The following is a 22,602-nucleotide window of genomic DNA, read 5'->3' on the forward strand; positions in this document are numbered from 1 at the left end:
GTCCTTTCATCTCTTATCCGCTCCACCCGGACGGCATGGTCGACACGCCGATCAGCAGGCCGTTCCTGAACTCGAGCACCGACGATGTCTGGGACTGGTCGTTGAAATATTTCTTGCCGTTCTCCGTGTAAAGCGGGTGGTATGCCGCTCCGACCTTGGTCGTCAGGCCTGACCACGTCGTGACGCTCGTGTCGGCGCTGCCGCTCACGCTGAGCCTCGGTGTCGAGACTCGCACGACGCCCTGTCCCTGCAGCTGCAGTCCGTGGTAGATAATCGACGGATTGTCGATGTCATGTGACGTTGAGGAGCATTCGATGTATCCGTACTGCGTGCCGTCCTTGAACCCAGCCAGCTTCCCGCTCGAGTCGAGTTCCATGGCGTACCCGCTGCTGCGGTTTCCACCGGTGAAGCTTCCGGTCGCCGTGATGTTCTTCGCCGTCATGTAGTTGGTCGTCAGCACGCCTTCCTTGAGGTTCCACGAGTTGCGCCCCTTTGCGTCCGCGAGAGTCCCGGTTGCGATGTATGTCGCGTTGACGTAGACCCTGTTGTTGCTCATGTAGAGCCCCTGGTCTGCGCCGCCGTTCGTCAGGCGGTCGAAGATGGCCTTCTGGTCCATCTGCTCGTCGTAGGCGCTCAGGATGCCGTCGGCGTAGTCCGATGCGTTCTGCTGCTCGATGGCGTGGCGGGCTCTGGTGGCCGCCTCGGCGTAGTCCTTCACGGCGGTCGAGTAGGCTCCGAATGCGGCGTCGTACTCGTACATCGCCGCCTTGAGCTCCTCGGCGGTCTTGCACTGGAGCACCTTGTCGACCTTGTCGGCGTAGGAGCCGTACGTGCCGCCCTCGTCGGTCGTGCCGAAGGCCTTGGTGTAGCGGGGGCCGAGGACGGACGAGAGGAACTGGGCGCTGAGGGCCTTGTTCGACTTCAGCGCGTTGTACTGGCTCGTGAGCTCCTCGCGCTCCTTGTCCACGTCCTGCTTGGCCTTCTTGACCGCGGCCTTCTCCGCTTCGGTCACCACACCGTCCCTTGCGAGGTCCTGCACCGTCGTGTCGAGGCCGTTGAGCGAGCCCGTCAGGTCGTGCGCGCTCTGGTAGGCCTTGTTGTACGCGGCCTCCAGCACCGGCGCCGTGTGGGTCACGGAGCCATCGCCGTAGGTGACGCGCTCCATCGACCAGACGAAGTATCCGTTCGACCATTGCGGGAGGTCCTCGGACCACCCCAGCTCGGGGTTCTGCGCGTTAATCGGCGGCACGCTGTCCGATTGATTCTTGGCGTAGAGCTTCACGCGCGCCGCGATGGCGCTGCCGGCCATCTGGTTGCTGCCGTTGATGGCCTTGGCGAGGCACGGCGCGGTATATGTGGTCGAGCCGTCCGTCCATGTGACCTTGCTGCGCGTCCAGATGTACCTGCCCTTCGCCCACGCGGGCTGCGCCTCCGACCAGCTGCCGCCGGACTGCGCCGTGAAGCTCGTGGAGAGGTAGTACTGCTCGACGATGCCCTTCACGCCGGTGCCGGTGGAGCCCTTGTCCCCCTTGGCACCATCGATGCCGTCCCTGCCGCTGATACACACGGGCTCGCTGCATTCAATATCGCCAGACTGCATGATGGTCTTGGTGCGCGTCCAGATGTACTTGCCGGACACCCATTGAGGAGCGGTGGTCTGCCAACCGCCCTGCGGCTCGGTGACGCGCGATGAGCCCTGCGCGTACTCAACATCGACAGACGCGATGACGGCGTCGGTCGTGGCGATGTCCTTGTCGCCGAGCTTCGCGCCGGGGCCGATATGCAGTTTGCTCTCGTCGAGGTTCCAGTAGTTCTTGCCCGCCCTGTCCTGAATCGTGCCGGCCTTGATCAGGTCGCCCATGAGCGTACCGACCGTGATGAGGTCGGCTGTGAAGCCCGCGCCGGTGCCGAAGGTGCGCCAGTCCCACGAGCCGTCGGCCTTGCAGCCGGAGGCGATGCGGAAGCCCTGCGAGCACAGCTGCATGGCGCTGCCCTTGCCCGTGGTCGAGCGGCCGTTCGCGTCCATCGGGACGGACGCGTAGATTGTCCCCTGCTCGAAGCTAGTGAAGGTGTAGCTGCTGCCGGACATGTTGAACTGGTTGTTCATCGCGTCCATGACCTGCTGGAGGTACGACGGCGGCGTGGATGCCGCCACGTCCCAGCTGGACGAGCGCCGCGACAGGCTGGAAACCTGCTTCTGCTGCGCCAGCCACATGTCCGTCATGGTCTCGGTTATGTTGCCGAGCGTCACGCGCATGGCGCCGCCCAGCTCGTCGGTCACGAGCTTGGTCACGCGGCCCTCGCAGCGCAGCGCCGGGCTGAAGCACATGTCGACGATCTGGACGTCGTCGCCGACGGTCACGCCCTCCCAGTCGCGGCCGAACTGCACGAGGTCGACGGCGTCGGCCTCATAGGTCATTCCCGGCTCCTTATGGGAGTCGAGATATGCGCGGGTCTCGGCGAGCAGGGTCGCCGCGTCCTCGCAGTTCGAGTTCTCATACTGCCCGAAGACGTGGGCGTGACCGCCCCTGCCGTCGGGTCGACCGTAGAGCTTGAGCGCGGTCGCGTCCTCCACGTAGTTCTTGCCGTTGTTGATTTCGCCGAAGGTCAGCTTGCGGCCGTAGCCGCCAGCATCCGTCTCAATTCCCTTGCCGTAACCATAGCAGGCTGTTATCGCGCCGTAGTGCTCGGTGCGCGAGACTGACGCGAGGTCCTTGGTGTAGGTGAATCGGCGGTGACCGCCCTTCGCGCCGCGATGCGAGCGGACGCCCACTTTGCGAGAGGACACCTTGCCGCCGGATACCGCGATCTCCGTCTCCAGCTCGCCGCCGCACTCCAGGATGGACTTGAGCGACTCGCGTGAGTTGGTATGGTAGAAGGTCAGGCCCTTGTCGACGGTACCGGGCTGGTCGACAGTTCCGGCGGTCCAGCGGGTCGGCTCCAGGCAGACGTTCAGCGCCTGGAGGAAGCCGTAGCCGTAGGGCCTCTTGTCCTCGATATAGTCGCCGTACGTCTCGCAGATTGAGTTGATCGCCGTGTCCGTGTAGACCGTATCGCCTCCGGCGTGGAGGCCCTTGGGGTCTTGGCAGACGTGCTCGTGGACCTTGCCGAGGCGGTCGACCCACACGAGGCGGTAGCCCTGCTTGAGCGCGAAGGTCGTGACGATGTCCACGCTGTCCTCGCCGTTGAGCTCGTCGGTATGGGTGAGGGAGAGCAGCTCCTCGGGGCCGATTGTCGATACGTAGGCGTCCTGCCACGTGTATACGTCAATTCGCACCTAGAGCCACCTCTCCTCCCATTCGAGCGTCGCGGTGCCGCCGCTCGTCTTAATCTGCTGCACGCCGTCAAGCGAGAAGAAGTCGCTCGCGACGGTCACGGGCCAGTCCGCGCCGTTGACTGTGCAGCGCTCGGCGCGCATGTCCAGCACGACGGTCTGTGCGCCCGTGAACGACGCCTCGACGCGGACGAACTGCCCGGTCGATACGTTGGTGATTGTCCAGCTCGAGCCTGCCGGGGGCTTGCACGTGACCGTAGGGTAGGCCCTGTAGTTGCCCCCGGCGGCGACGGCGCGCTGGGATGCCGACACCTGCTCGGAGCGCCGCTGCCCGTAGGCGGCGGGGTCTGCACAGTAGAACCCGAGCGTGAGATTCGGCATGTGCGCGTTGCGCCCCTGCTCCGCCCCTCCCCTGTAGCGCGCGAGCATGTAGCGCTCGGGAGCGTCGTCGAGCACGAGGGCCTTCTCGCCGCCGGACAGCGCCGAGGCGAGCACGGCCCTTGCCTCGGCGACCTCGTCGAGGGAGCCGCCGACGATGTTGCAGTCGACCGCTATCTCGACGGGCTCGAGGCCCGTGGCGCGAACGTGTGTGCCGTCCATGCCGGGGACCTCGGTCTCATCGAGCCGCACCTTGGGGACAATCGGTCTCGTGACCTTGGTCACCAGCAGGTACGGCGTTAGGTCGATTCCGCCGAATATCATGCGAACCCCCTTGCGGCGAGCGTGTGCCTGCCGCGCATCGCGATGGCGGAGGAGACGCGCTCCGAGTCGATGTACAGGTTTCCGTCCTTGTCCCTGATCTGCTCGAGGACGGACAGGATGCCGGCGAGGGCGTCGTCGGAATCCTCCTCGGGACGCGCCGGAGTGTAGACAGCGGACGGCGCGACGGTCAGGCCCGTCGAGAGCATCCCCTGCGCGGTGTCCATGGCGCCGCTGATGGCGGAGACCACGGTGCCGGTGCCGGAGCCGATGCCCTGCGCCCAGCCCTGCATGAGGGCCTTGCCCGAGAAGGTCGTGTAGCCGTGCCCGGAGAAGGGGCCGACCTTTGCCGGCGAGAACGGGAAGAAGGAGCGGATTCTGGAGACTACACCGGAGACCGCCGAGGTCACCGAGCCGATAGCGGACATGATGCCGTCCTTCAGGCCGTTGAGTATCGACTTGCCGGAGTTGAAGAGCCAGTTGCGCGCGCCCGAGAAGAACCCGGTGATCTTGCCCTTGATGCTCGTGACGGTCCTGTAGACGGAGTTGATTCCGTTGGACGCCGCGCTCTTGATGCCCTCCCAGATGGACGAGCAGGCGCTCTTGATGCTCCCCCACATGCTCGACCACGTGGAGCTGATGCTGTTGAGCACGGAGCCGATCACGCCGCTGACCTGATTTATCGCAGAGTTGACGGCGAACTTGATGCGTCCCCAGACCACCTCGGCGAAATCACGGACGGTGCCCCACACGCTTGACCAAATCGAGCTGATTCCATCGAGCGCGGACGTTATCACGGACTCGACGATTCCTATGGCCGCCCGCACGGCGAACTCTATCTGCGACCAGACGAGCTCGGCTACCGACTTGATGGTGTTCCAGACCGTATCCCAGTCGCCGCTTATCGCGGCGGTGACCGTGGAGATGACTGTCTGCACCACGGCCATCGCGACCTGAACGGCAGTGGAGATTGCGCCCATCACGCCAGTCAGGACAGCGGAGATCGCAGACCAGACCGCGTTCCAGACGGCGGAGATGATGCCCATCGCCACCTGAATCGCGCCCTGGATGAGCGGCATCGCCGCCAGCACGGCGGACAGCACGGACTGCACGGCGGGCATGGCGATTGCGACGAGCTGCGAGACGGTCGTCATTACGTCCGCGATGACACCGACCAGGAAGCCGATGACCGGCGACAGCGCCTGCACGATGCCGAGCACCACCTGTATGCCGGTGGAGAGCACCGGCAGCACGGCCTGCGCGATGTTGAGCAGCGCCGTGCCGATTGGCGCGATGAGCGGCGCGATGAACCCGATTGCCGCCTTGATGCCGTTACCGACGGACGTGGCCACGCCAAGGATGGCCTGAAGCGCCGAGCAGATCTGCGAGGAGTCCAGCTTCGGCAGCTTGATACCGATGCCGGCGAGCGCCCCGACGGCGATGTTCCACGCCGTGGCGAGCGCCTCGGACACGATGGGCGTGAGCACCGACGCGATGCCGGAGAGCGCCGCGGGGAGCGCCTTGATGATGCCCTGCCCGATCTGCGCGACGCGCGGCGCGATGTTCTTGGCGACCGCGCCGACGGACGTGAGCAGCTGCTCGGTGAGCTGCGAGAAGTCCACGTCGTCTCGGCCCAGACCGGTGAGGAAGTTCTCCCATGATGCCTTGGCCATGCCGATGGAGCCGGAGATGGTCGTCGCGGCCTCCTTGGAGGTCGTGCCGGTGATGCCCATCTCGGACTGCACGGTGTGGATAGCCTCGACCACGTCGGCGTAGCTGTCGATGGTGAGGTCGGCGGTCTTGCCCTGCGCCGCGCGCAGCTTGTTGGCGTCCGCGATGAGTCGCTCCATCTCGGACTTCGTGCCGCCGTAGCCCAGCTTCAGGTTGTCCAGCATCGTGTAGTTTTGCTTGGCAAAACCTTGGTAGGCGTTCTGGACGTCGGCCATGTCCGAGCCCATCTTGTTGACGTTGTCCGCCATGTCGCCCATCGCCGTGTTGGCGGACTCGGCGGCCTTCGCCACGTCGCCGCCGCACGAGCTCACGAGCGATGCGGCGAAGCTGGTCGCCTGGGTCATGTATTGGTTTGCGCTCATGCCGCACGTCTTGTACGCTTCCGCGGCGTATCCCTGCAGTTTGCCGGACGCGGAGCCGAAGAGCGTGTCGACGCCGCCGACCAGCTGCTCGTAGTCGGCGTATGCGGATACCGCAGCGCCGCCGATTGCGGTCACCGCCGTGGTGAGCGCGCCCATGCCAGCCGCGGCGACGGTGCCCACGCCCCTGGCGACGGTGCCGAGCCCGCTCAGCAGCCCGCTGGAGCGCTTGACCCCGCCGTCCACGCCGGAGGTCATCGAGTCGCCGAATGACTTTCCGGCCTTGGAGCCCGTGTCGCCGAACTCCGAGCAGATGCTGCCGGCGAAGCCCTTCATGGACGGCATGAGCGTAATGCATGCCGAGCCTACGCTAGTCGCCATCCCGTCCTCCTAATCCTAGAATCTCGTCGATTTCCGCCCTGTTCGCGAGGGCGTTGCGCTGGTGCCTCTTGAGCTCTGCGAGCTGCCCGGGCGTCTTGAGCGGCTGCGGCTCCTGCGGCGGCCGGTGCTTCTTGTCGCTCAGCCCCCACGCGAGGCTCCTGAGCTGGTGCTCGATGCGCCAGAGCATGTACGTCTCCTCGCTCCACTTGAGCTCCGGGTACATGCGGCGCGCGCACCTCGACTCCTTCGGCAGCTGCTCCCACAGGAGGGCGGCGCGCCGGAGGTCGTCCGGTCCGCCCTCGAGCGGGAGGTCGATGCCGTAGTACTGGCGGAAGTCCGCTACGACTTCTGAGCGGTGCCCTTCGAGCTCGAGGACGAATCCTGGGAGTTTTTTGCCTTCGCCGCCTCGAATGCGGCCTGCATGAGCACGCCCGTGGACTCGACGGAGCCGCCGAGGCGCTCCATGTACTCCTCGTCGCGGCCCGCGAAGACGCGCTCGAAGGCCTCGAACATCCCGGCGGGCTCGGTCTCGCTCTTGGCGAACTGCTTGTTCGTCTTGTAGCTGAGCAGCTCGTCGAGGTCGGCGGTGAACTCGCCGTCGATGCCGGGGATGGTGAATGTGAGCTCGGTCATTACTTGCCCTCCGCGGTCTCAGCGGCCTTGGCGGTCGCGGTCTCGGTGGACTGGATGTAGTCGTAGCAGGTGTTGCCGGCATCGTCGGTGAGGTACTTGACCGTGAGGGCGCGCGCGGCGAGCTCGCCCACGGCGAGGGTGAGGTCGTCCAGCTCGGAGGACTGGGCGAGCGGCACGACCTTGCGCCAGCGGCGGCCGTCCTTGAGCACGAGCTCTAGCACGGCGGGCCACGTCTCGGTGGAGTCGCCGTTGTGCTTGACGGTGATCATGCCGGCCTCGTCCTTGACGTTGCCGGAGCCGTACATGACCTTGAGGGTCGCGGCCTTGATCTCGGCGAGCGTGAGCTGCGCGCTCTCGACGCGAGAGGTCTGCGGCGACGCCATGAGGTCGCCGTTCATGTCCTTGATGTCCTCGGAGTCGGTGTCGAGCGTCTCGACGTAGCCGTCCTCGCTGATGTAGCCGAGGCACTTCCACGCCTCGGGCAGCGCGGTCGTGTAGTCGGTCGGCAGCGCCGTTCCGACGGGAGCGGTGAAGATGTAGCCGCCCTTGACTCCCTTGGCGCTGGAGACGTTGGCGACGTTGTTTTTGTTGCTTTCTGCCATGATTGCTCCTTATTCGCAGATGGTCAGGTTGATGTTCGTCTGGTATCTGGGAGTCCCCGTGTCGGGGTCGTCCCATCGGTAGGTGCCGTCGGGCACGGCGGAGAACACGTTCGGCTCGTCCTCGATGGCGGAGCACGCCCGCTCGACGGCCTCGGCGATCTCGCGTGCGCGCCTGCGGGTCTTCGCCCACGACGTGGCGAGCACGCGCGGCGACTGGATGAACCGCGTCGCGCTCGTGGCTGCGAGGGTGACCTGGACGAACTCATCGGGTCTCTCGCGCGGAACGTCCGGCACGCACTTGATGCCGGTCGCGTGCATAAGGCGCTGGGCCACTACCCTCTCGATGTCCATCAGTCACCCCCGAAGACGGATTGCAGGCGGTTGTGCTTGCGCTCGCTCACGTTGGCGTGCTTGCTATCCGTGTAGACGACGCGGCCCCTCGCAAGCGAACCGCCTGCGACCGCGGTGCTGTAGCCGTTCTCGCCGTACTTCGGCGTGAACGTGGAGTTGCATGCGGCCGCGGCGGCGTTGGCCTTCTCGGTGAGCATGGTCTGCACGCCCCCGCCGTTCATGACCTCGGCGTATCCGCCGCGGTTCCAGCCCTTCCACTTGATCTTGACCTCGCACTTCGCCTTAGCCATCGGTTCGGGTCACCTCGCAGGTGAGGTCCCAGGGGCCGGGCGTGTTGGCCGCGGTGTATCGCTTGGGGTCGCCGATCACCTTGTAGTCGGTGCCGCGCACCGTGACCGTCGCGTCCTTGAGGTCAACGTCCGCGCCCTTCGGGAAGCAGAGCGTGTAGGCGACCGTCACGCCATTGGGGCGCGTCGAGTCGAGGTCGGCGGTCGCGCCGGGGCAGACCACGACGTTTTCGACCGCCGTCTCGGTCACCGTCTCGCCGGTCGGCTCTCCCAGCTCGTCGAACGACTGGGCCGCACTGCGCACGGTCACGGTCTCGCCGGAGATGAGGCACGTCATTCGGCCACCCCTCCCCTCTCCAGAGGCGTGAGCGCCCCGAGCGCCTGACCGGTGAGGCCGAGACGCCTGAGGTCGCTCTTCCCGAGGTACATCTCGCCGAGCGCCGAGCCGTAGGTCACCGATGCCGTGTATCCGCCCGCCCCCTGGCTGTACTGGGTGGCCCCCGTCATGGCGGCGGGGGCGGAGAGCACGCGGTTGACGAGCAGGCAGCACACGGCGGGCGCGGCGCGGTCGAACGCCGGGCACGCCCCCTCGGTGTACTCGCCGATTCGGTCCTCGAATGCCGCGAGCATCAGGTCCGATGCGTCCTGCAGCAGCACCCCGGTGCGGGCCTCGTCCGCGGGCTCGCCGTAGCGGGCCTTGTAGTCGTCCACGCTGGCGAGCGCGGCCATGGCTACTCGGCCTCCATGATCCCGGCGTCGACGAGGGCCTGAACGACCTTCGCGACGGTCGGGCCGGCGCCGGGGTTGGCGACCTTCTTGGGCAGCACGAGCGGCTTGCCGTCGGGCGAGACGAGCGCAACGTGCTGCGGGAGGATGCTGGACGCCTTGCCAGCGTCCTCCACGATGAACTTCTGGACTAGATGAGCCATCTCGGTACCCCCTAGGCGCTCTTGAGGACGGCGAAGGCCTTCGGGTCGAGTACCGCGTATGCGAGGACGGCCTCGGTGCGGTAGGCGATCTGGTTGTAACCCTTCAGGTCCTGACCGGTGTTGTCGGGGTCGCCGTACTCGATGACCTCGGCGGTGATGTCGCGGACCATGCCCCACTTGATGGCGGAGAAGTCGCCCATGATCGCGGAGACCTTGGTCGGGGTCTTGGCGAGACGGCCGTTCACGGTGCCGGACACGGAGGCGGGGATGCCGTCGAGGTTGCCCACGTTGAGGGACAGCGGCACCTCGGGGTACAGGCGCTGCCCGGTGGCGGGCACGCGCAGCTTACGCAGCTCGGAGGCGAACTGGCGGCTCATGGCGATGCCGTTGATGCCGTAGTCGAGCAGGGCGTCAGAGAGGGAGTCAATGTCGTCGACCGGGGAGTCGGTCTTGGCGACGCTGTGGACGTCCTTGTCAGCGGTCAGGGCAGTGTAGCCCGTGAGGCCGAGGCCGGTCTTGGGGTTGATGGCGTGGTAGACGATGTAGTCGAGCGCGCGGCCCGCGGCGGCGGTCTGGTCGGCGATGATGTTGGAGATGATCTCCAGCTGGTTGTCCTCGTCGGCCCACTTCAGCTCGTCGGAGACGCGCGTGGTCGTGACGATCTTGGCGCGCTTTGCGACCACGGGGTCGGTGGAGATCTCGGAGCCGGACTTCTTGCCGCCCTCGGCGACGACCTCGGCCTCTGCGGTCGGGTTGAACACGAGATAGGTCGTGTCGGCGAACTTCTGCGGCGTGCTGGGGCTCAGCGTGGCGATGGTGGAGGTGTCCTTCACCTTGCCGATGATGGTGGAGACCACGCTGGACGGCAGCTTGATTTTCTGGGTGTCGTTTGCAGCCATTTCTGTGCCTTTCTTCGGGTTTGGCTTACTTCAGGAGGCGCTTGGCGAAGTCTCGCAGCGCCTCGTCCCCGCCCTTGCCGCCCTTGTCGAAGCTGCCGGGCTTCTCCACTCGCGGCGCGGGCTTTGTCTTGAATGCGGCGAGCATCTTGTCGCACCATGCGGCCATGCTCTCCTCGTCCTCGCCGACGATGAGCTCGGCGGGGACTCCCTTCTCCTGCGCGACCTTGGCGGCGGTCTTGGCTCGCGCCTCGGCCTTCTCCTTGGCGTCGAGTCGCTTCTCGAGCTCCGCGACCTTCTCGTCGGCGGTCTTCTTCGCCTGGTTGGCCTCGTCGAGTGCGCTTGCCGCGCTCTTGTTGGCCTTGGCCTGCTTCTCCCACTTGCGGGAGTGCGCCTTCTCGGCCTCGTAGAGCGCCTTGTAATCGGGCTCCTCGCCCCCGGTCGGCTCCGTACCGCCCGTGGGCTCCGTGTTGGTCTCTGCTGCCATGTCGCGTCCTTTCCCGGACCGTGCGGCCCGTCGGGCCAGCCGTGCGGCCGAGCCCCTTAGATGTGCGTTTCGGGCCGTGCGGCCCTGTCGCGCGGCAGTGTCCTACGGGCGTGAGATTTGGCCTGTTTGGCGTTTTTCGGCATGAAAAAAGCCGCCCGTGGGCGGCCATGCGGTATGATGGGGTTAGGCGGAAGCTGTTTGACTCACCTATTGAGACATGCAGCTCCCGCCTATTTTTTTTATCGTTTGGAGCGACCCGTCGTGCCCCAGCATCCGCACCTCAGAGATTCCGTACCTCTTCATGTACTTGCGTATCCACGCTTCGGCTTGGCTGTCGGTGACCGACTTGTTCTCGCTGACGTCGAAGACGGCGAACCGCACCCCGCTCTTGTTGGCCACGGACTTCATGTGCGACTTGAACGTGTTCTCCGATTTCGACGTGTACACGGTCTTGATTTCGATGCCCGTGGACAGGTCGGCGCGGCTTACGGTCGTTTTTCCCTGCGCGTTCTCGCTCTTCAGGTGCACCTCGTCTTCCCAGAACTCGGTCTTGTAGCCCAGTGCCGCCAGCTTCTCTGCGGTTCTCCTCTCTCCGGGGTCTACCCTCCACCTCTTTACCTTGTCGCGCATCACCGCATCGTCCGTGAACGTTATGCCCTTATGCTCGCCGCCCGCGTACCAGGACGGGTCGCGTAGCTCTATCTCGGATGCGACGCGGTTGTTGAGGTAGGCGGTGTACGCCTTCCCCTCCTTGTTGCCGTGGCGCCTCACGAGCGCTTTGCGTTCGTCCTCCGGCATTGCGTACCAGTCGGAGGCGATGCCGTCGCGGCCTCCGAGCGCGGCCAGGCAGTCGTTATACCTCTCGTACATCCCGTCAGGGTCGTATCCCTTGACTGTGGTCACCCCGTCGAAGCCGGGAACGATTCGGCAGTCGCAGTGCGCGTGCGAGTGTTCGGCCGCCTCCTCGGTCTTGGCGTAGAAGCCGAACGACGCGAGCATGAGGCAGAACCCGCACGTCTCGCCACGGGGAACGCGGGCGTACCACGGCTTTGCCGGGTCTTTGCGCGCGTTGTGGGCGACGCACCTGTTGGCGGCGCGCCTGATCTCCTCGTCGACCCTCGTGACGCACCGCGAGACAAAGACCTCGGGGGCGCCCTCGACGACCTTGCCGATGAAATATCTAACCGCGCCGAGCGTGGCGTCCGGGTCTCGCATGGACTCGGCGACCGCCCGATACTTCCCGGGGAAGCCCTGCGACGCCCTGACCGCGTCGTAGTATTCTGCGGCCCTCGCGGCGGCGCACGTGTCGGCGTAGTACCCGAGCACCGTCTCGATCGTCTCGTAGGCCATCTCGCGGAGAGAGGCGACATCGCCGCCACCTCCGCGCTCCCAGCTCGACAGCAGGGACTCGAGCGCCGGCCTCACCTTCGCCTGGGCGTCTGCCGACAGCGCGTTCACCTCATCGGTCAGCTCGTCCAGCAGGCTAGTCGGCACCGCCGCCATTCTCGCCCTCCTTCGGCTCGAACAGCGATGCGATAGCCGCGCCCGCCTGCGCCTTCTTGGCATCCGACTCGATGCGCTGGATCTGCTCGTCCGTGTAGTCGAGCATCTCGTAGGCCACCGTGGAGTTGGCGAGCTTCGGGAGCGCCTGCACCTGCTTGAGCAGCGCGTCGGACAGGCTCACCGTGGACGGGTACGCCGGGGACAGAAATCGCGGGTTGATCTCATGCCCCGCGTCGCGCTCGGTGGCGAAATCGGTGCCGTTCGCCACGGCGAGCGCCATGTAGGCCACGTTGCGCAGCGCCGTGCCGTTGTCGCGGTTGAGGTTCTTGGCGTCGATGACCAAGGGCTCCAGGGACGCGGCGATAGCGTCCGAGGAGGACGGGTTGTCGTTGGACACGCCGAAGAAGCTCACCGGCACGTTGGTCACGGCCGACATCTGGCAGGCGAGCTGGCGCAGGTACTCCGTGAGCGGTGCCATCTGGAGCTGCGCGGACTGCCAGACCGTGGGCTTGTCGCCGTCCGGGTCTTTCGTGATCTCGTTGACCGCGCCCATCGAGGCGTCGTACTTGTTGTCGTCGTTGAGCATCTTCTTGTAGGTGCCCAGTAGCCAAGTCTGCGGCAGGGTCGCGGCCTCGGCGGCGACCTCCATTCGGGCGCGCTGCCGGATGGCGTCGTCGGTGATGCTCATCACGGAGCGGCTTATGCGCGAGGTGCCGAAGGGGCGCTCGAGCGTCGCGCCGTGTGCCATCGGCTCCATGAGGCAGCGCCCCATCGAGTGCTCGCGGTACTCGGCTACCCACGAGCCGCCGTCGCGCGTGAGCACCACGAGGCTGTCGTCGGTGAGCAGGTGCACCACGGTCGGCACGCGCTCGGTGTCGCCGGGCATCTTCTTGGACTCAGCCACGACGATGCCCGCCCTGATGGCCTTGCGAGCGTCGTCCCACAGGGCCGCCGCCGCGGTGGCGGGGTATGCCGAGATGACCGGGTAGCCGCCGCCGTCCGTCACGGTCCAGAAGCCGCAGCAGTGCTTCAGCTCGCCGATGAGGTTCTTGCGGTAGAGGCGCTCCAGCTGGTTCGACTCGCAGATGGCGCGGAGGGCCTTGCTCGTCTGCTCGTCCGCGCACGTGTAACCGTTGAAGATGGAGCGGTCCGCCAGGGCGTGCACGGCCTTGCGGGGCCAGTCGACGCGCGGGTTGATCTTCTTGGCGAGGCTCGCCGGCATGGCGATGCCGAGGTCCTTCACCGACACGTGCCCGAGGTAGTAGTCCTCGCGCTCGAGATTGCTGGCGCGGTGCTCGCGCCAGACGGTCATGAGCTCGCGGACGAGCGCCGCGTCGCCCGGCTCCAAGCCTGCGGCGGATGCTACCTGCCCCGCCAGTTCCATGTTCACTGCTGCCATCAGAAGCTGGCCTCCTGTTCCCTTCGCGGGTCTCGTTTCGTTGTTCTCGCCGCCCAGAGGGCGAGCGATGCGGACTCGATGGGGGCGGCGATGGAGTCGGGACCGTCCTCGAAGCCCCACCCGTCCCTGCCGATGTCGCGCTTGAGCGACTTGCGCGCCGAGTCGTCGAGCGCCGGCGACTCGATGTGCGAGAGCGTGCCCGAGTCGACCTCGTCCTTGAGCATCGACGCCGCAGCCTGCACGATTGCCGGGGTTCCCATCTCGAGTGCGCACTTGCTGAAGCCGCCGTCGAGCATCCGCCGCTTGAGCGCGTCCGCTCCGGACTTGCCGTCGATGCAGACGCACGCGATCTCGTCTCGGTTGCGCAGGAGCATGTCCGAGATCGCGACCGTTCCGCCCGAAGCGCCCATCACGTCGTACAGCTCGACGTAGGACGGTCCGTCCCTGTCGGCGAGCGCCCAGGACACCGCGGCGCGGGAGCCGTCCACGGAGAACTTCACGCCGAAGGCGAGCTTTCCGCCGGTGGGCGCTGAGTCGCGCCGGCACCCGTCCCACTTCTTGGAGGACAGGGCGTAGAGGAGCGAGCCTCCCGTCTTCGCCCACCATCCGAGACGCTCGCGCGCGAACACGTCGGGCTGCATCTGCTCGGACTCGCCCTTGACGGCCTCGTAGTTGAGCACGGTGCCCATGGACGGGTTGAACTCGTACCATCTCGACTCGTCGTGGACGTCGCCTATCTCGTCCGCGCCCCACTCGATCCACGCCATCTCGGACTCGCCGTCGTGCACGTCGTCGTGGAGGTCGCGGAACACCGTGCCGACGTTGTCGGGGCCTGGCGGCGTTCCGAGGTAGATGGTCTGCGGGTTGTGCATCGCGCTCGCCGAGATTGCAGGCAGGGACGCCGCCTGCTGCGTGTCCGTGAGCTCCTGCGCCTCGTCGTAGATGAGCACGTCGTAGGTCTTGCCTCGCGCCAGCGAGTTGGTGCGGGTGGTGAAGCGAATGAGTCCGCCGTTCTTGAGGCTGATGGCCTGCTGCCCGTTCGTCTTGCGCACGGCGAGCAGGAGGTCGTGCAGCTCGGTCTCGTCCTCGTCCTCGAATGGCTGGGACAGCTCCTTGAACATCTGGTCGGAGGTGTCGCCGTGCTGGCAGGTGTACAGGATCTTCTCGCCGTTGAGCGCGCCGTAGAAGCACCTGGCGCGCACGACCCAGCTCTTTCCGTTCTGGCGCGGGATGGAGATGCCCAGCGTGCGCAGCAGGTACTTGTCGCGCGCGTCGCGGGCCAGCATCGCGTCGAGCAGGTGCGGCTGCCACGGCAGCGGGTCGCCGAAGTAGGCGGTCGCGAGCTCGCAGGCCATCCCGCCGTCGCCGCTGAGGTCCTCCGGGACGTTGGCCTCGTATGTCGGCGTCTGCCTGGGCTCCATCAGGCGCCCGCCGCCTTGGCCTTGCGCTCGCGGTCGGCGAACATCAGGCTCAGCACCCTAGCGCCGTCGCTCTGCGGACGCGCCTGTTGCACCTGGATGGGCACCGCCTTGCGCGACAGCCCGAGCAGCTCGTTGAGTGCGCGAATCTCGGCGGTCGCCTGCTTGAGCACGGACACGGCGGGGTGCGGTCGCTCCATGATGGCGTGCCGCCCGTTCTTCGCCTTGATGGGCTTGTAGCCGACGGGGTCGAGCACCTTCACGGACTTGCCCTTGCTCATGGCGTCCTCCGCTGCCTTCGCCACGGCGTGCCAGTAGCACAGCAGCGCGAGGTTCGGCGCGTCCTCGTCGGAGAAGCGCCCCGATGCGGTGACGCTCGCCCAGATCTGCGATTGATAGTCGTCGGATGCGACCGATTCCGGCATCTCCGGCATCCCGGCCTCCTTTCTCGTGCCCGCATTGTGCGACGCGGGTGAGATTCGCGGCCTACCCCCGCCCTGGGGTCATGGGGCGGGGGGAAATCGGCACTGGCAGCGATGGGTGTCCGTGCACCCCCGGGGAGGGGCAATGCCCCCGCCATCGGCGGCTCAGCGCCCCAAAAAACAGTGAGGCGCAGCCGAGCAAACGACCGCGCCTCCAGTTTGGCTTTTCAGCCCCGCCTATTCAGTTGTCTCGAGCCTTCAGAACAGCCTCGTGCGCCTTATCTCGACGGGCCTCGCGTCGCCCGGCATGTGCTTGCCCTTCCTCTGGTTGCAGATGCGGTGCGCCGCGTCGAGGTTCGCGTAGTCCAGCACCGCGCCGCCCCTCGCCCTCGGCACCACGTGGTCGGCCTCGAAGCTCCACGGCGTGCCGGGCGGCAGGCTGTAGTCTATGGGCTGTCCGCATATGTGGCACGGCCTGCCCTCGGCGCGGAGCCTCGCCTTGAGCTTGCGCTCGGCGTTGCCGTTGGAGCTCCACGTCATGCCAGGCGCTTCCTCGCGATATAGCACTTCTTCACCGACAGGGTCGGGGTCTCGTCGGTGGCGCCTATCTCGATGGTGAGCGTGATGGGCGGCAGCACGAACCTCTCGTCGATGTCTCCCGCCACGTCGTCCGCCATGGACTCAAGCAGGGCAGCGGCGTCGCGGAGCTGCTGTGCTACCTTCTCGCCCTCAGTCATGCGACCAGCCCCACGACCAGCTGCAGGCACCACAGCACGGCGGCGATGCACAGCAGCACGAGCGCCGTCATGATGAGGCATCCGATGAGCTTGCCGGCCAGCCTTACGATCTCGTCCATCCAATCCTCCAATCTCACCCGCACGCCAAGCGCACGGGAACGGTCAAAACCACGGCGAGCGCCCATGCGGACCTCGCCGCCCAAGCCAGCAGCGCGGCGAGCGCCGCCAGCGGCATCAGCCGCAGAACATGTCGCACGCTTCCTCCTGTATGTCCCTCATGTGGTCCGCTATCCATGGGAGCGCCCAGTAGGCGACGTCGCTCGGCTCCGCGTCCGCCCCGTCGAACTTCTCCCGGAAGGCGTCGTCGAACTCCACCTCGCAGATGCCGTAGTCGCAGCAGCACTCGTACATCTTGGCGCACTCGGCGCACGTGGGCTTGCCCTCGCCGAAGCGCCTGTCGATTGCCGCGCCGGTGCACCCGTCCGGGAGATTGTTGCCCGGCTCACAGCTTGCCCCCAAGGCGGGTCACCTCCTCGCGGTACATCTCGTACTGTTCGATGAACCTGTGCGGGTTCTCCGCGATGACGTCGAGAACATCGGTGAGCGTCATCTCGCCCAGCGGGCGCCCGCCGTCCGTGAGCTCGCTGTCCGGCACGTCGATGATGTGGCGCTCAATGATCTCGAATCTCATTTTGTCTCCTGACTTGCAAGTGCTTTGGGCTTCACGATGTCCCGCGGGTCTTCGCCCATCGCATTCGCCAGATTGAGCAGCAGGTTCATCTTCACTTCCCTGCCGCCGCAGATGGCGTGGCTCAGGCTGCTGAGGTTCACCCCGGCGGCGCGCGCCAGCTGCTTCAGCGGCACGTGGTTGTCGATGCGCCAGTGCGCGATCCTCTCCGCGTCCAGAACGTACTCGGTCGCCATCGCGTCACGCCCTCTCGAATCGGTTTTGGTCGAGCCACCAGCTCGGGCACCGCTCGAGGCCCATCCACACGCGGTAGCGCATCCAGTCCCTCTGGCGGTCGGCGTGGGCGCACCCGTTGGGGCGTCCGTAAAGGCATGTCGTGCAGTCTTCGGGCACGTCCCTCTTCTCGACGACGATCATCGCTTTACCACCCTCCTCCCGCATCCCGGGCAGAAGTTCCAGACGCCGCTCACGCGGTAGTGTTCCTCGTCCTCGACCTTGCAGCCGCAGACCGAGCACTCGAAGCCGTTGTCGCATGAGTCCTGGACGCTCCCGTCGTAGACGTTCTCGCACTCGCCTCGGTCGATAAGGTCGGCTAGGACGTCGAATCCGCACTCGCCGTCCGGCAGACACTCGTCGATGGCCGTGAGATACATGCTCTGGTAGAGAATCAGGTCCTGCGGGAACCAGCTGCGTTCGCCGAAGAATTCCTTCTTTTTCTCGCGTAGCTTCTGGGCTACCTCGCGGCGCTCGTCGCTAGTGAATGTCATCAAAACCAGCTCCAAACATACAGTCGTAGTCGCACTCCCAGGTCTCTCCGTCGCGGCTCATGGTCGCCCCGTACCTCGGAGTACCGCCGGTATCGTCGCCCCAGAAGCGGAAGTGCCATCCAAGGAAGTCAAACTCCTTGTCGTACTTGTCGGCGGCGTACCTCGTGTTGTCGTACTCCTCGTAATCGTTCCACCCGAACTTGCGGGAAAGGTCATCGAACGTGTATTTGGTCGGCTTGTCCTTGCCGTCCTCCCACTCGTAGACCTCCGGCCAATACTGCTTGTAGCACCCGACGCGGACGCTGCCGTCTCCCATGACTCCGTGGTGCGAGAACTCGAACCACTCGCCGCCGCCATCCCGTTTCATGATGTTCGCGAACACGCGGAGTCCAGTAGGCAGGGAAGCCTCGTCGGTGTCGTATACGCCTACGTCCTCCTTATCGGTTCTGCGCTCGCCATTGAGGTACACGAACGCGCCGTAGTCGCTGTATGCCATAGCTAGACCTCCTTCGCCGCCGCCTCGCGGCGCTTTTCATCGGTAATCATTCGTCCACCTTTGATATGGCCAGCGCCACGTATTTCTGGGCGAGGCCCTCGAAGTCGTCGAGCACGTAGTTGATCCTGTAGGCAATCCCGTTGAGAGGGTGCCTGGCGGCGTCGCCGATTTGATATCCGCTGTCGTTGACGACGATGAACACGATTTCGTCTCCCGGCTTGAAACCGCGGTCGTTTTTTCTCACCTCGAACGACTTCTCGCCGCTCAGGACGGCATCGGCGTACTTCATCTGAATCTTGAGTGTGTGCAAAGTCATCGGTCCTCACCACTCAGCTTGCGGATGCGGGATGCAATGTCGCGCATTACGACCGTCCTACAATCACAGATGCCGTTAGCCTTGCAAAAGTCGCAATCGTGAGGTTCTTTACCGAAATAAGTGCACAGTACGTATCTCGCGTGCGCAGCTTTGTCCAAGTCCTCTTCCAGCTTCTCCCAGCTGTCGGGTTCGGTGAGGTGCATGAGCTCGGGGTCGAGTTTCCTGCCCGCGTCCGTGACCGCGCGCCAGCAGTTCCTCCACTCTTTCTCTAGGTCAGAATCGGTCGTGAACACCCAGTACACGATGTTTCGGGCCGTGCCGCCATCGCCGTACAGCACCTTTGTATCTAGCGGAATCTCTCGACCTTCCGCGTCTTTCGGTAGCTCAATCATTCGGAATCACCGGCCAGACGGTTCACACGCGATACGATGTCGGCCATCATGGCATCGAGGCAATCCATCTTCCCGTGGCTGCACAGCCGACAATCGTTGCAGTACTCGCCACGGTCCTTGTCGTAGTGGCACGGCATGTCCCTGTAGCCTTTGCCGTGCACATTCCACGCACGGTTGAGGTCTTCCGCGAGCCGCTTGAGGCTGTCCGGCCTCTCTAGGTGCATGGAGCTGACAGATAAGTGGTACACCATGTCCCCAGTCCCGTAGGAACAGGCTGTCCATTCGACCTCGTGTGTGATCACATCGACCCCGAACGTGAACCTGTTCACCTCGTACCCGACGCCTCTGTCGTTGTACAGCACCTTGGTGTCCAGCGGAATCTCGCGGCCCTCGGCATCTTTTGGTAACTCGATATTCGCCATTGCTCTTCCTTTCTAGAACCTGCCGCGCATGTCGTTGCGGGCGTCCATCCGGTCGATGGCCATGTCGATCTCACCCTGCTCGACGGTGAGCGCCGCGAGCATGTTGACGGCCGCCTGGATGGTTTCCACGCACTCGTCGATGACGTAGTCGCGCAGCATCGCCCTACGCGCGTCGGCATCAGGCGTCATCCCATCGTGGATGGTCAGCTCCTGCCACGCGCCGTAAATCTCAGCGGCCTCCTCGAGCGGCTTGAGGGCCTGCGCCTTGTCGTCCCTCACCTCGCGGAACGTCCGCAGGTTGAGCAGGTAGCCGTCAGTCATAGTCCCTCTCCTCCAGTCCCAGGAGCGCGGCGATGTCCGCCACGCTCCTGTCGTAGTCGACTATCGCCTCGTCGGCGATCTCCGGCCCCGCGAGCCGCCACAGGGTCGCGCTCATGCCCTCGAGGTACACCCGACGGCCCTCACGGCCTTGAGGATGTTCCGGGCCTCCATGTTCCAGTCGATTACACTCATCGCGCCTCCCAGTAGTTGCATACGGCCTCCGCCTGCGTCCTGTGAACGAACTCCGGGCGCCGCTCGCACTCGTACTCCGTGCGCTCCACGCCGTGGACGGTGCGCAGCACCGTCGCGCAGCAGTGCAGGCAGTTCTCGCAGCGCTCCTCCCGGAGTCCGTCCGCATAGATGTCCGGTCTCTCGTTCCCCGTCATCTGTATCCCCTCTTCCCGTACCTTCCGTCGTTCACCATGTTCCTGACGTGGCGCCGCATGTCCTGCGCCGCCTGGTCTCCCTCGGGCGGCAGCTTCCGACCGCTCGCACACCCGACGCAGTGGACGCGCCATCCGCCCCGGTAGCGCTCGAAGTGTCCGAACCCGGGAGGCGTCCACCTGCCGCACTCGCGGCAGTAGCCGCCGTAGACGTTCCTAGCCATTCCCCTGCTCCTTCCTGTATTTGCCGCCCATCACCGGCACCTCCCGATGCTCTTCAGGTACAGGTTGTTGCGGCGCGAGCGGGCGAGCGCGCGGCGGCGACGGCGCTGCGACTTCGGATCGAGCGCCTTCGCGAGCTTCCTCATGAGCCGGCTGGCGTCTCTGAACACGCGTGTGATGCTCTCCCACAGCATCTCGGCTACGACCTTCGCGGCCTCGCCGATTGCCTCTAGCAACCGCGTCGCCGCCCAGCTAAGCGTCCCGGGGTATGGCGTCTCGGACGTCTCGCCGGTCTTCTTCTCGTCGGTCATCTGTATTCCTTCCATTCGGTTCCTATTCGCATCCATAGACGTCGCCGGCCATGGATTCCGCGAGCGCGCGCATGTCGGTCACCTCGGCGCACTCAGCGCCGAAGAATATGCCCAGCTCGCCCCTCTTGTGCCTGTCGCACCGGTACGCCCGGCAGATCTCGGGCCTCGCGGCGTAGACCGCGCACTCTCCCCCGTCCGTCAGGTACGGGCACAGCAGGTCGTACTCCGCCCTGGGCTCGGCGGGCTCGATTCCGTTCCGGCGCACGTACGCCTCGAGGCGCACCCGGTCGAACGGGCTCACGGGCAGGAAGCGCGAGCAGCACTCGCCGCAGCCCCTGCAGTCGCCCGTGTACAGGTCGGTCACGTCGTCGCTCTGGAGCCCGGCGTGGATGGCCGCGGCGATGGCCTTCTCGTCATTCATCGGCCCGCCCTGCCGCTCTTGTCGGGCACGGCGGCCTCTATTCGACACTCCTGGCCACCTTCTTGTCGTAAATCCTCTTGAGGTCCCGGCGCATGAACCGGATGAACTCCTCCTCGCCGACGTCGTCCGCCAGCGCCACATATCGCATCGCATCGTGGCACCATTCGTCGAAGTCGAGCAGCCTTCCGCTGAACGCGCTCTTGACGTCCGTGACCTCGGCGTAGGTGAAGCGGGTCAGCATCTCCTCGCGCATGACCTCGTCGGCCAGTTCCTCAATGGGCGTCTTGGGCCGGTTGATGATCTGTCGGTAGCCGTTGGCCATCTTGGTCATGGCGTCGAGCTGCTTGGCCAGCTTGTTGTTCTCGGCCACGAGGCGCTCGTTGCGGCGCTGCTCGTAGTCGAGCTCGGCGAGCACGTACTGCTCGCAGTTGGTGATCTCCATCGTCATTTCACCTCTCGGATGATCTCGTTTCCGTATCGGTCGGTGATGGCCCAGTAGCCGAACATGTAGAGGTCGGGGCTGTGCGGCGGGTACTCCCTGAGCAGTGTGCCGGACCACCATGCCTCCTCGGCCGCCCCGGTGCGCCATACCCACTCGGCCCTGAGGCCGCCGTCGTGGAACTTCCCGTGGCACCTGGTCGTGCCGGAGCCGCATAGGGCGAACAGCGGGCTGCGCAGCTCCCACACCCCGTTGGGCGTGACAAGCCTGAACGTCTTCCCCCACGACCTGCGGGCGACGTGGTGGCAGTTGGAGGCGCGCCTTCCGCACACCGCGCACCGGGCCTGCGTCGGCTCATATGCCGTGTCGTGCGTGTACCTCGCCCCGAGGTGGGGCTTGCCGTACAGCTCGGCGCGCTCCTTCGGCCATCCCCTCAGCAGGCCCGCGTCGAGGATCATGAGAGCCCCCCCTCGCACGCGGCGCGGGCGGCCAGCAGCCTCTGCGCGTCCTGGTACAGCCCGAACTGGTCCCTGCTCGCGGTCGTGCCCCGCGGGGCCTCGACCTTGCCCGGGTCGATGCCCGGGTGCTCGGCGGCCCACCGGCGCTCCTGCTCGGCCAGCGCCTCCTCGGGCGTCCTCGCGGGCCTGAACGTCGCGGCCTCGACCTCCGAGGCGGTCGGCTTGCCCCTCGCACGGTCGTCGGCGTCGATGCGCTTCTGGCGTCTGGACCAGTCGAGTGCCAGGGCGCCCCAGTTGCTCACCGGCTGGCCGTTGCTCTTGACCCAGCCCTGCGACTCGAAAAAGGCCCAGAAGGCGTCCGGGTCGCCGTTCAGGCAGTTGGCGCCGAAGTAACCGCGGGCCTCCTCCAGCGACGGCGGCTCGAACTCGGGCGGCGCGGCTGGGGCATCGCCCTCATCACAGACCAGTTCAGTACAGGACAGGCTAGGGTAGGTTAGGTTAGGGTTTTCACTTTCGGAAACCTGCGTTTCAGGTTTGTCGGAAACTGGTTTCACGTTTGGAAAACCTAGGTTTTCACTTTCGGAAACCTGCGATTCGGGTTTGTCGACAGTCGGTTTCTTGCGTGGTCGGCCGCCCTTCCCGCCCCTGCCGCGCGCGTCCTTAGAGTTGTCGATGGCGTTCTTCATGGCCTTGAACACGCGGCGCAGGTGCTTCGGGAGGTCGGGTTCGACTCCGTGCAGGCCGTACATCATGATCGCGTCGGCGAGCACCGCGCGGTCGCGCATGTCCTCGGTGTCGCTCTCGTCGAAGTCGTCGTAGACCTCGGCGAAGCTGTCGAACACGGTGAATGCCATCAGA

38 protein-coding genes are annotated in these 22,602 nt (G+C 65.6%); all 38 read right to left on the reverse strand.

Going from position 1 to position 22,602, the window contains the following annotated elements:
• Positions 1-13: 13 nt before the first annotated feature.
• Positions 14-3,277: a phage tail protein gene (locus ACGHIZ_RS07185; RefSeq protein WP_390447109.1), complete on the reverse strand. Its 3,264-nt coding sequence runs from the start codon at positions 3,275-3,277 to the stop codon at positions 14-16.
• Positions 3,278-3,976 carry a distal tail protein Dit gene (locus tag ACGHIZ_RS07190; protein ID WP_390447112.1) on the reverse strand — a complete coding sequence of 233 codons (699 nt, stop codon included), beginning with the start codon at positions 3,974-3,976 and terminating at the stop codon, positions 3,278-3,280.
• A complete protein-coding gene (locus tag ACGHIZ_RS07195; RefSeq protein WP_390447115.1) occupies positions 3,973-6,444 on the reverse strand; it encodes a hypothetical protein in 2,472 nt (823 codons plus the stop codon). The genes ACGHIZ_RS07190 and ACGHIZ_RS07195 overlap by 4 nt, the downstream gene beginning before the upstream one ends.
• The gene (locus tag ACGHIZ_RS07200; RefSeq protein WP_118205769.1) at positions 6,434-6,667 is read right to left on the reverse strand and encodes a hypothetical protein; all 234 of its coding nucleotides are present in this window, start codon (positions 6,665-6,667) and stop codon (positions 6,434-6,436) included. The genes ACGHIZ_RS07195 and ACGHIZ_RS07200 overlap by 11 nt, the downstream gene beginning before the upstream one ends.
• A 116-nt stretch (positions 6,668-6,783) precedes the next feature.
• A complete protein-coding gene (locus ACGHIZ_RS07205; protein WP_271759476.1) occupies positions 6,784-7,077 on the reverse strand; it encodes a hypothetical protein in 294 nt (97 codons plus the stop codon).
• Positions 7,077-7,679, reverse strand: coding sequence for a hypothetical protein (locus ACGHIZ_RS07210; RefSeq protein ID WP_368142580.1), 603 nt, complete (start codon positions 7,677-7,679; stop codon positions 7,077-7,079). The genes ACGHIZ_RS07205 and ACGHIZ_RS07210 overlap by 1 nt, the downstream gene beginning before the upstream one ends.
• A gap of 9 nt (positions 7,680-7,688) precedes the next feature.
• Positions 7,689-8,030 carry a hypothetical protein gene (locus tag ACGHIZ_RS07215; RefSeq protein ID WP_368142581.1) on the reverse strand — a complete coding sequence of 114 codons (342 nt, stop codon included), beginning with the start codon at positions 8,028-8,030 and terminating at the stop codon, positions 7,689-7,691.
• Positions 8,030-8,320 (reverse strand): hypothetical protein, encoded by a 291-nt coding sequence (locus tag ACGHIZ_RS07220; protein ID WP_390447120.1) that lies wholly within the window; start codon positions 8,318-8,320, stop codon positions 8,030-8,032. Before ACGHIZ_RS07220 ends, ACGHIZ_RS07215 begins: the two co-directional genes overlap by 1 nt.
• On the reverse strand, positions 8,313-8,654 hold the full coding sequence (locus ACGHIZ_RS07225) for a hypothetical protein (RefSeq protein WP_390447123.1): 342 nt from the start codon (positions 8,652-8,654) through the stop codon (positions 8,313-8,315). Before ACGHIZ_RS07225 ends, ACGHIZ_RS07220 begins: the two co-directional genes overlap by 8 nt.
• Complete coding sequence (locus tag ACGHIZ_RS07230; RefSeq protein ID WP_390447126.1) at positions 8,651-9,046, reverse strand: Gp19/Gp15/Gp42 family protein; 396 nt, start codon at positions 9,044-9,046, stop codon at positions 8,651-8,653. The genes ACGHIZ_RS07225 and ACGHIZ_RS07230 overlap by 4 nt, the downstream gene beginning before the upstream one ends.
• A 2-nt stretch (positions 9,047-9,048) precedes the next feature.
• On the reverse strand, positions 9,049-9,246 hold the full coding sequence (locus tag ACGHIZ_RS07235; RefSeq protein WP_273378167.1) for a hypothetical protein: 198 nt from the start codon (positions 9,244-9,246) through the stop codon (positions 9,049-9,051).
• A gap of 11 nt (positions 9,247-9,257) precedes the next feature.
• Complete coding sequence (locus ACGHIZ_RS07240; protein ID WP_195234083.1) at positions 9,258-10,145, reverse strand: phage major capsid protein; 888 nt, start codon at positions 10,143-10,145, stop codon at positions 9,258-9,260.
• Positions 10,146-10,170: 25 nt separating this feature from the next.
• On the reverse strand, positions 10,171-10,629 hold the full coding sequence (locus ACGHIZ_RS07245; protein WP_271737997.1) for a hypothetical protein: 459 nt from the start codon (positions 10,627-10,629) through the stop codon (positions 10,171-10,173).
• Positions 10,630-10,836: 207 nt separating this feature from the next.
• Entirely contained in the window at positions 10,837-12,132 is a 1,296-nt protein-coding gene (locus tag ACGHIZ_RS07250; RefSeq protein WP_390447130.1) for a hypothetical protein, read from the reverse strand.
• Positions 12,113-13,531, reverse strand: a complete 1,419-nt coding sequence (locus ACGHIZ_RS07255; protein WP_390447133.1) for a phage portal protein — start codon at positions 13,529-13,531, stop codon at positions 12,113-12,115. Before ACGHIZ_RS07255 ends, ACGHIZ_RS07250 begins: the two co-directional genes overlap by 20 nt.
• The gene (locus tag ACGHIZ_RS07260; RefSeq protein ID WP_390447136.1) at positions 13,531-14,952 is read right to left on the reverse strand and encodes a hypothetical protein; all 1,422 of its coding nucleotides are present in this window, start codon (positions 14,950-14,952) and stop codon (positions 13,531-13,533) included. Before ACGHIZ_RS07260 ends, ACGHIZ_RS07255 begins: the two co-directional genes overlap by 1 nt.
• Positions 14,952-15,383, reverse strand: coding sequence for a P27 family phage terminase small subunit (locus tag ACGHIZ_RS07265; protein WP_390447139.1), 432 nt, complete (start codon positions 15,381-15,383; stop codon positions 14,952-14,954). The genes ACGHIZ_RS07260 and ACGHIZ_RS07265 overlap by 1 nt, the downstream gene beginning before the upstream one ends.
• Positions 15,384-15,629: 246 nt before the next feature.
• The gene (locus ACGHIZ_RS07270; protein WP_118205783.1) at positions 15,630-15,911 is read right to left on the reverse strand and encodes an HNH endonuclease; all 282 of its coding nucleotides are present in this window, start codon (positions 15,909-15,911) and stop codon (positions 15,630-15,632) included.
• A complete protein-coding gene (locus ACGHIZ_RS07275) occupies positions 15,908-16,108 on the reverse strand; it encodes a hypothetical protein (protein WP_390447142.1) in 201 nt (66 codons plus the stop codon). Before ACGHIZ_RS07275 ends, ACGHIZ_RS07270 begins: the two co-directional genes overlap by 4 nt.
• On the reverse strand, positions 16,105-16,227 hold the full coding sequence (locus tag ACGHIZ_RS07280; RefSeq protein ID WP_390447145.1) for a hypothetical protein: 123 nt from the start codon (positions 16,225-16,227) through the stop codon (positions 16,105-16,107). Before ACGHIZ_RS07280 ends, ACGHIZ_RS07275 begins: the two co-directional genes overlap by 4 nt.
• A gap of 14 nt (positions 16,228-16,241) precedes the next feature.
• Entirely contained in the window at positions 16,242-16,364 is a 123-nt protein-coding gene (locus ACGHIZ_RS07285) for a hypothetical protein (protein ID WP_390447148.1), read from the reverse strand.
• A complete protein-coding gene (locus ACGHIZ_RS07290; RefSeq protein WP_390447151.1) occupies positions 16,343-16,627 on the reverse strand; it encodes a hypothetical protein in 285 nt (94 codons plus the stop codon). The genes ACGHIZ_RS07285 and ACGHIZ_RS07290 overlap by 22 nt, the downstream gene beginning before the upstream one ends.
• Positions 16,611-16,799: a hypothetical protein gene (locus ACGHIZ_RS07295; protein ID WP_390447154.1), complete on the reverse strand. Its 189-nt coding sequence runs from the start codon at positions 16,797-16,799 to the stop codon at positions 16,611-16,613. The genes ACGHIZ_RS07290 and ACGHIZ_RS07295 overlap by 17 nt, the downstream gene beginning before the upstream one ends.
• On the reverse strand, positions 16,796-17,032 hold the full coding sequence (locus tag ACGHIZ_RS07300; RefSeq protein WP_390447157.1) for a helix-turn-helix domain-containing protein: 237 nt from the start codon (positions 17,030-17,032) through the stop codon (positions 16,796-16,798). Before ACGHIZ_RS07300 ends, ACGHIZ_RS07295 begins: the two co-directional genes overlap by 4 nt.
• A 177-nt stretch (positions 17,033-17,209) precedes the next feature.
• Positions 17,210-17,563: a hypothetical protein gene (locus tag ACGHIZ_RS07305; protein ID WP_390447159.1), complete on the reverse strand. Its 354-nt coding sequence runs from the start codon at positions 17,561-17,563 to the stop codon at positions 17,210-17,212.
• Positions 17,550-18,059 (reverse strand): hypothetical protein, encoded by a 510-nt coding sequence (locus ACGHIZ_RS07310; RefSeq protein WP_390447161.1) that lies wholly within the window; start codon positions 18,057-18,059, stop codon positions 17,550-17,552. The genes ACGHIZ_RS07305 and ACGHIZ_RS07310 overlap by 14 nt, the downstream gene beginning before the upstream one ends.
• Before the next feature lie 46 nt (positions 18,060-18,105).
• The gene (locus ACGHIZ_RS07315; protein WP_390447164.1) at positions 18,106-18,348 is read right to left on the reverse strand and encodes a DUF3850 domain-containing protein; all 243 of its coding nucleotides are present in this window, start codon (positions 18,346-18,348) and stop codon (positions 18,106-18,108) included.
• Positions 18,349-18,371: 23 nt separating this feature from the next.
• A complete protein-coding gene (locus tag ACGHIZ_RS07320) occupies positions 18,372-18,767 on the reverse strand; it encodes a hypothetical protein (RefSeq protein ID WP_390447167.1) in 396 nt (131 codons plus the stop codon).
• Positions 18,764-19,189 carry a hypothetical protein gene (locus tag ACGHIZ_RS07325; protein ID WP_390447169.1) on the reverse strand — a complete coding sequence of 142 codons (426 nt, stop codon included), beginning with the start codon at positions 19,187-19,189 and terminating at the stop codon, positions 18,764-18,766. The genes ACGHIZ_RS07320 and ACGHIZ_RS07325 overlap by 4 nt, the downstream gene beginning before the upstream one ends.
• Positions 19,190-19,201: 12 nt before the next feature.
• Positions 19,202-19,510: a hypothetical protein gene (locus tag ACGHIZ_RS07330; RefSeq protein WP_390447171.1), complete on the reverse strand. Its 309-nt coding sequence runs from the start codon at positions 19,508-19,510 to the stop codon at positions 19,202-19,204.
• Positions 19,503-19,640: a hypothetical protein gene (locus tag ACGHIZ_RS07335; protein ID WP_390447174.1), complete on the reverse strand. Its 138-nt coding sequence runs from the start codon at positions 19,638-19,640 to the stop codon at positions 19,503-19,505. The genes ACGHIZ_RS07330 and ACGHIZ_RS07335 overlap by 8 nt, the downstream gene beginning before the upstream one ends.
• A gap of 58 nt (positions 19,641-19,698) precedes the next feature.
• Positions 19,699-19,896 carry a hypothetical protein gene (locus ACGHIZ_RS07340; RefSeq protein ID WP_390447176.1) on the reverse strand — a complete coding sequence of 66 codons (198 nt, stop codon included), beginning with the start codon at positions 19,894-19,896 and terminating at the stop codon, positions 19,699-19,701.
• Positions 19,893-20,117 (reverse strand): hypothetical protein, encoded by a 225-nt coding sequence (locus ACGHIZ_RS07345; RefSeq protein ID WP_390447179.1) that lies wholly within the window; start codon positions 20,115-20,117, stop codon positions 19,893-19,895. The genes ACGHIZ_RS07340 and ACGHIZ_RS07345 overlap by 4 nt, the downstream gene beginning before the upstream one ends.
• A 30-nt stretch (positions 20,118-20,147) precedes the next feature.
• Positions 20,148-20,426 (reverse strand): hypothetical protein, encoded by a 279-nt coding sequence (locus tag ACGHIZ_RS07350; RefSeq protein ID WP_390447182.1) that lies wholly within the window; start codon positions 20,424-20,426, stop codon positions 20,148-20,150.
• A gap of 22 nt (positions 20,427-20,448) precedes the next feature.
• The gene (locus ACGHIZ_RS07355) at positions 20,449-20,847 is read right to left on the reverse strand and encodes a YkgJ family cysteine cluster protein (protein WP_390447185.1); all 399 of its coding nucleotides are present in this window, start codon (positions 20,845-20,847) and stop codon (positions 20,449-20,451) included.
• 37 nt (positions 20,848-20,884) lie between these two features.
• A complete protein-coding gene (locus ACGHIZ_RS07360; protein ID WP_390447188.1) occupies positions 20,885-21,289 on the reverse strand; it encodes a hypothetical protein in 405 nt (134 codons plus the stop codon).
• Positions 21,290-21,291: 2 nt separating this feature from the next.
• Positions 21,292-21,744: a hypothetical protein gene (locus tag ACGHIZ_RS07365; RefSeq protein WP_390447190.1), complete on the reverse strand. Its 453-nt coding sequence runs from the start codon at positions 21,742-21,744 to the stop codon at positions 21,292-21,294.
• The gene (locus tag ACGHIZ_RS07370; RefSeq protein ID WP_390447193.1) at positions 21,741-22,598 is read right to left on the reverse strand and encodes a hypothetical protein; all 858 of its coding nucleotides are present in this window, start codon (positions 22,596-22,598) and stop codon (positions 21,741-21,743) included. The genes ACGHIZ_RS07365 and ACGHIZ_RS07370 overlap by 4 nt, the downstream gene beginning before the upstream one ends.
• Positions 22,599-22,602: the final 4 nt, after the last annotated feature.

It is taken from the genome of Collinsella sp. i05-0019-G5 (assembly GCF_042851345.1).
Classification (GTDB): Bacteria; Actinomycetota; Coriobacteriia; order Coriobacteriales; family Coriobacteriaceae; genus Collinsella.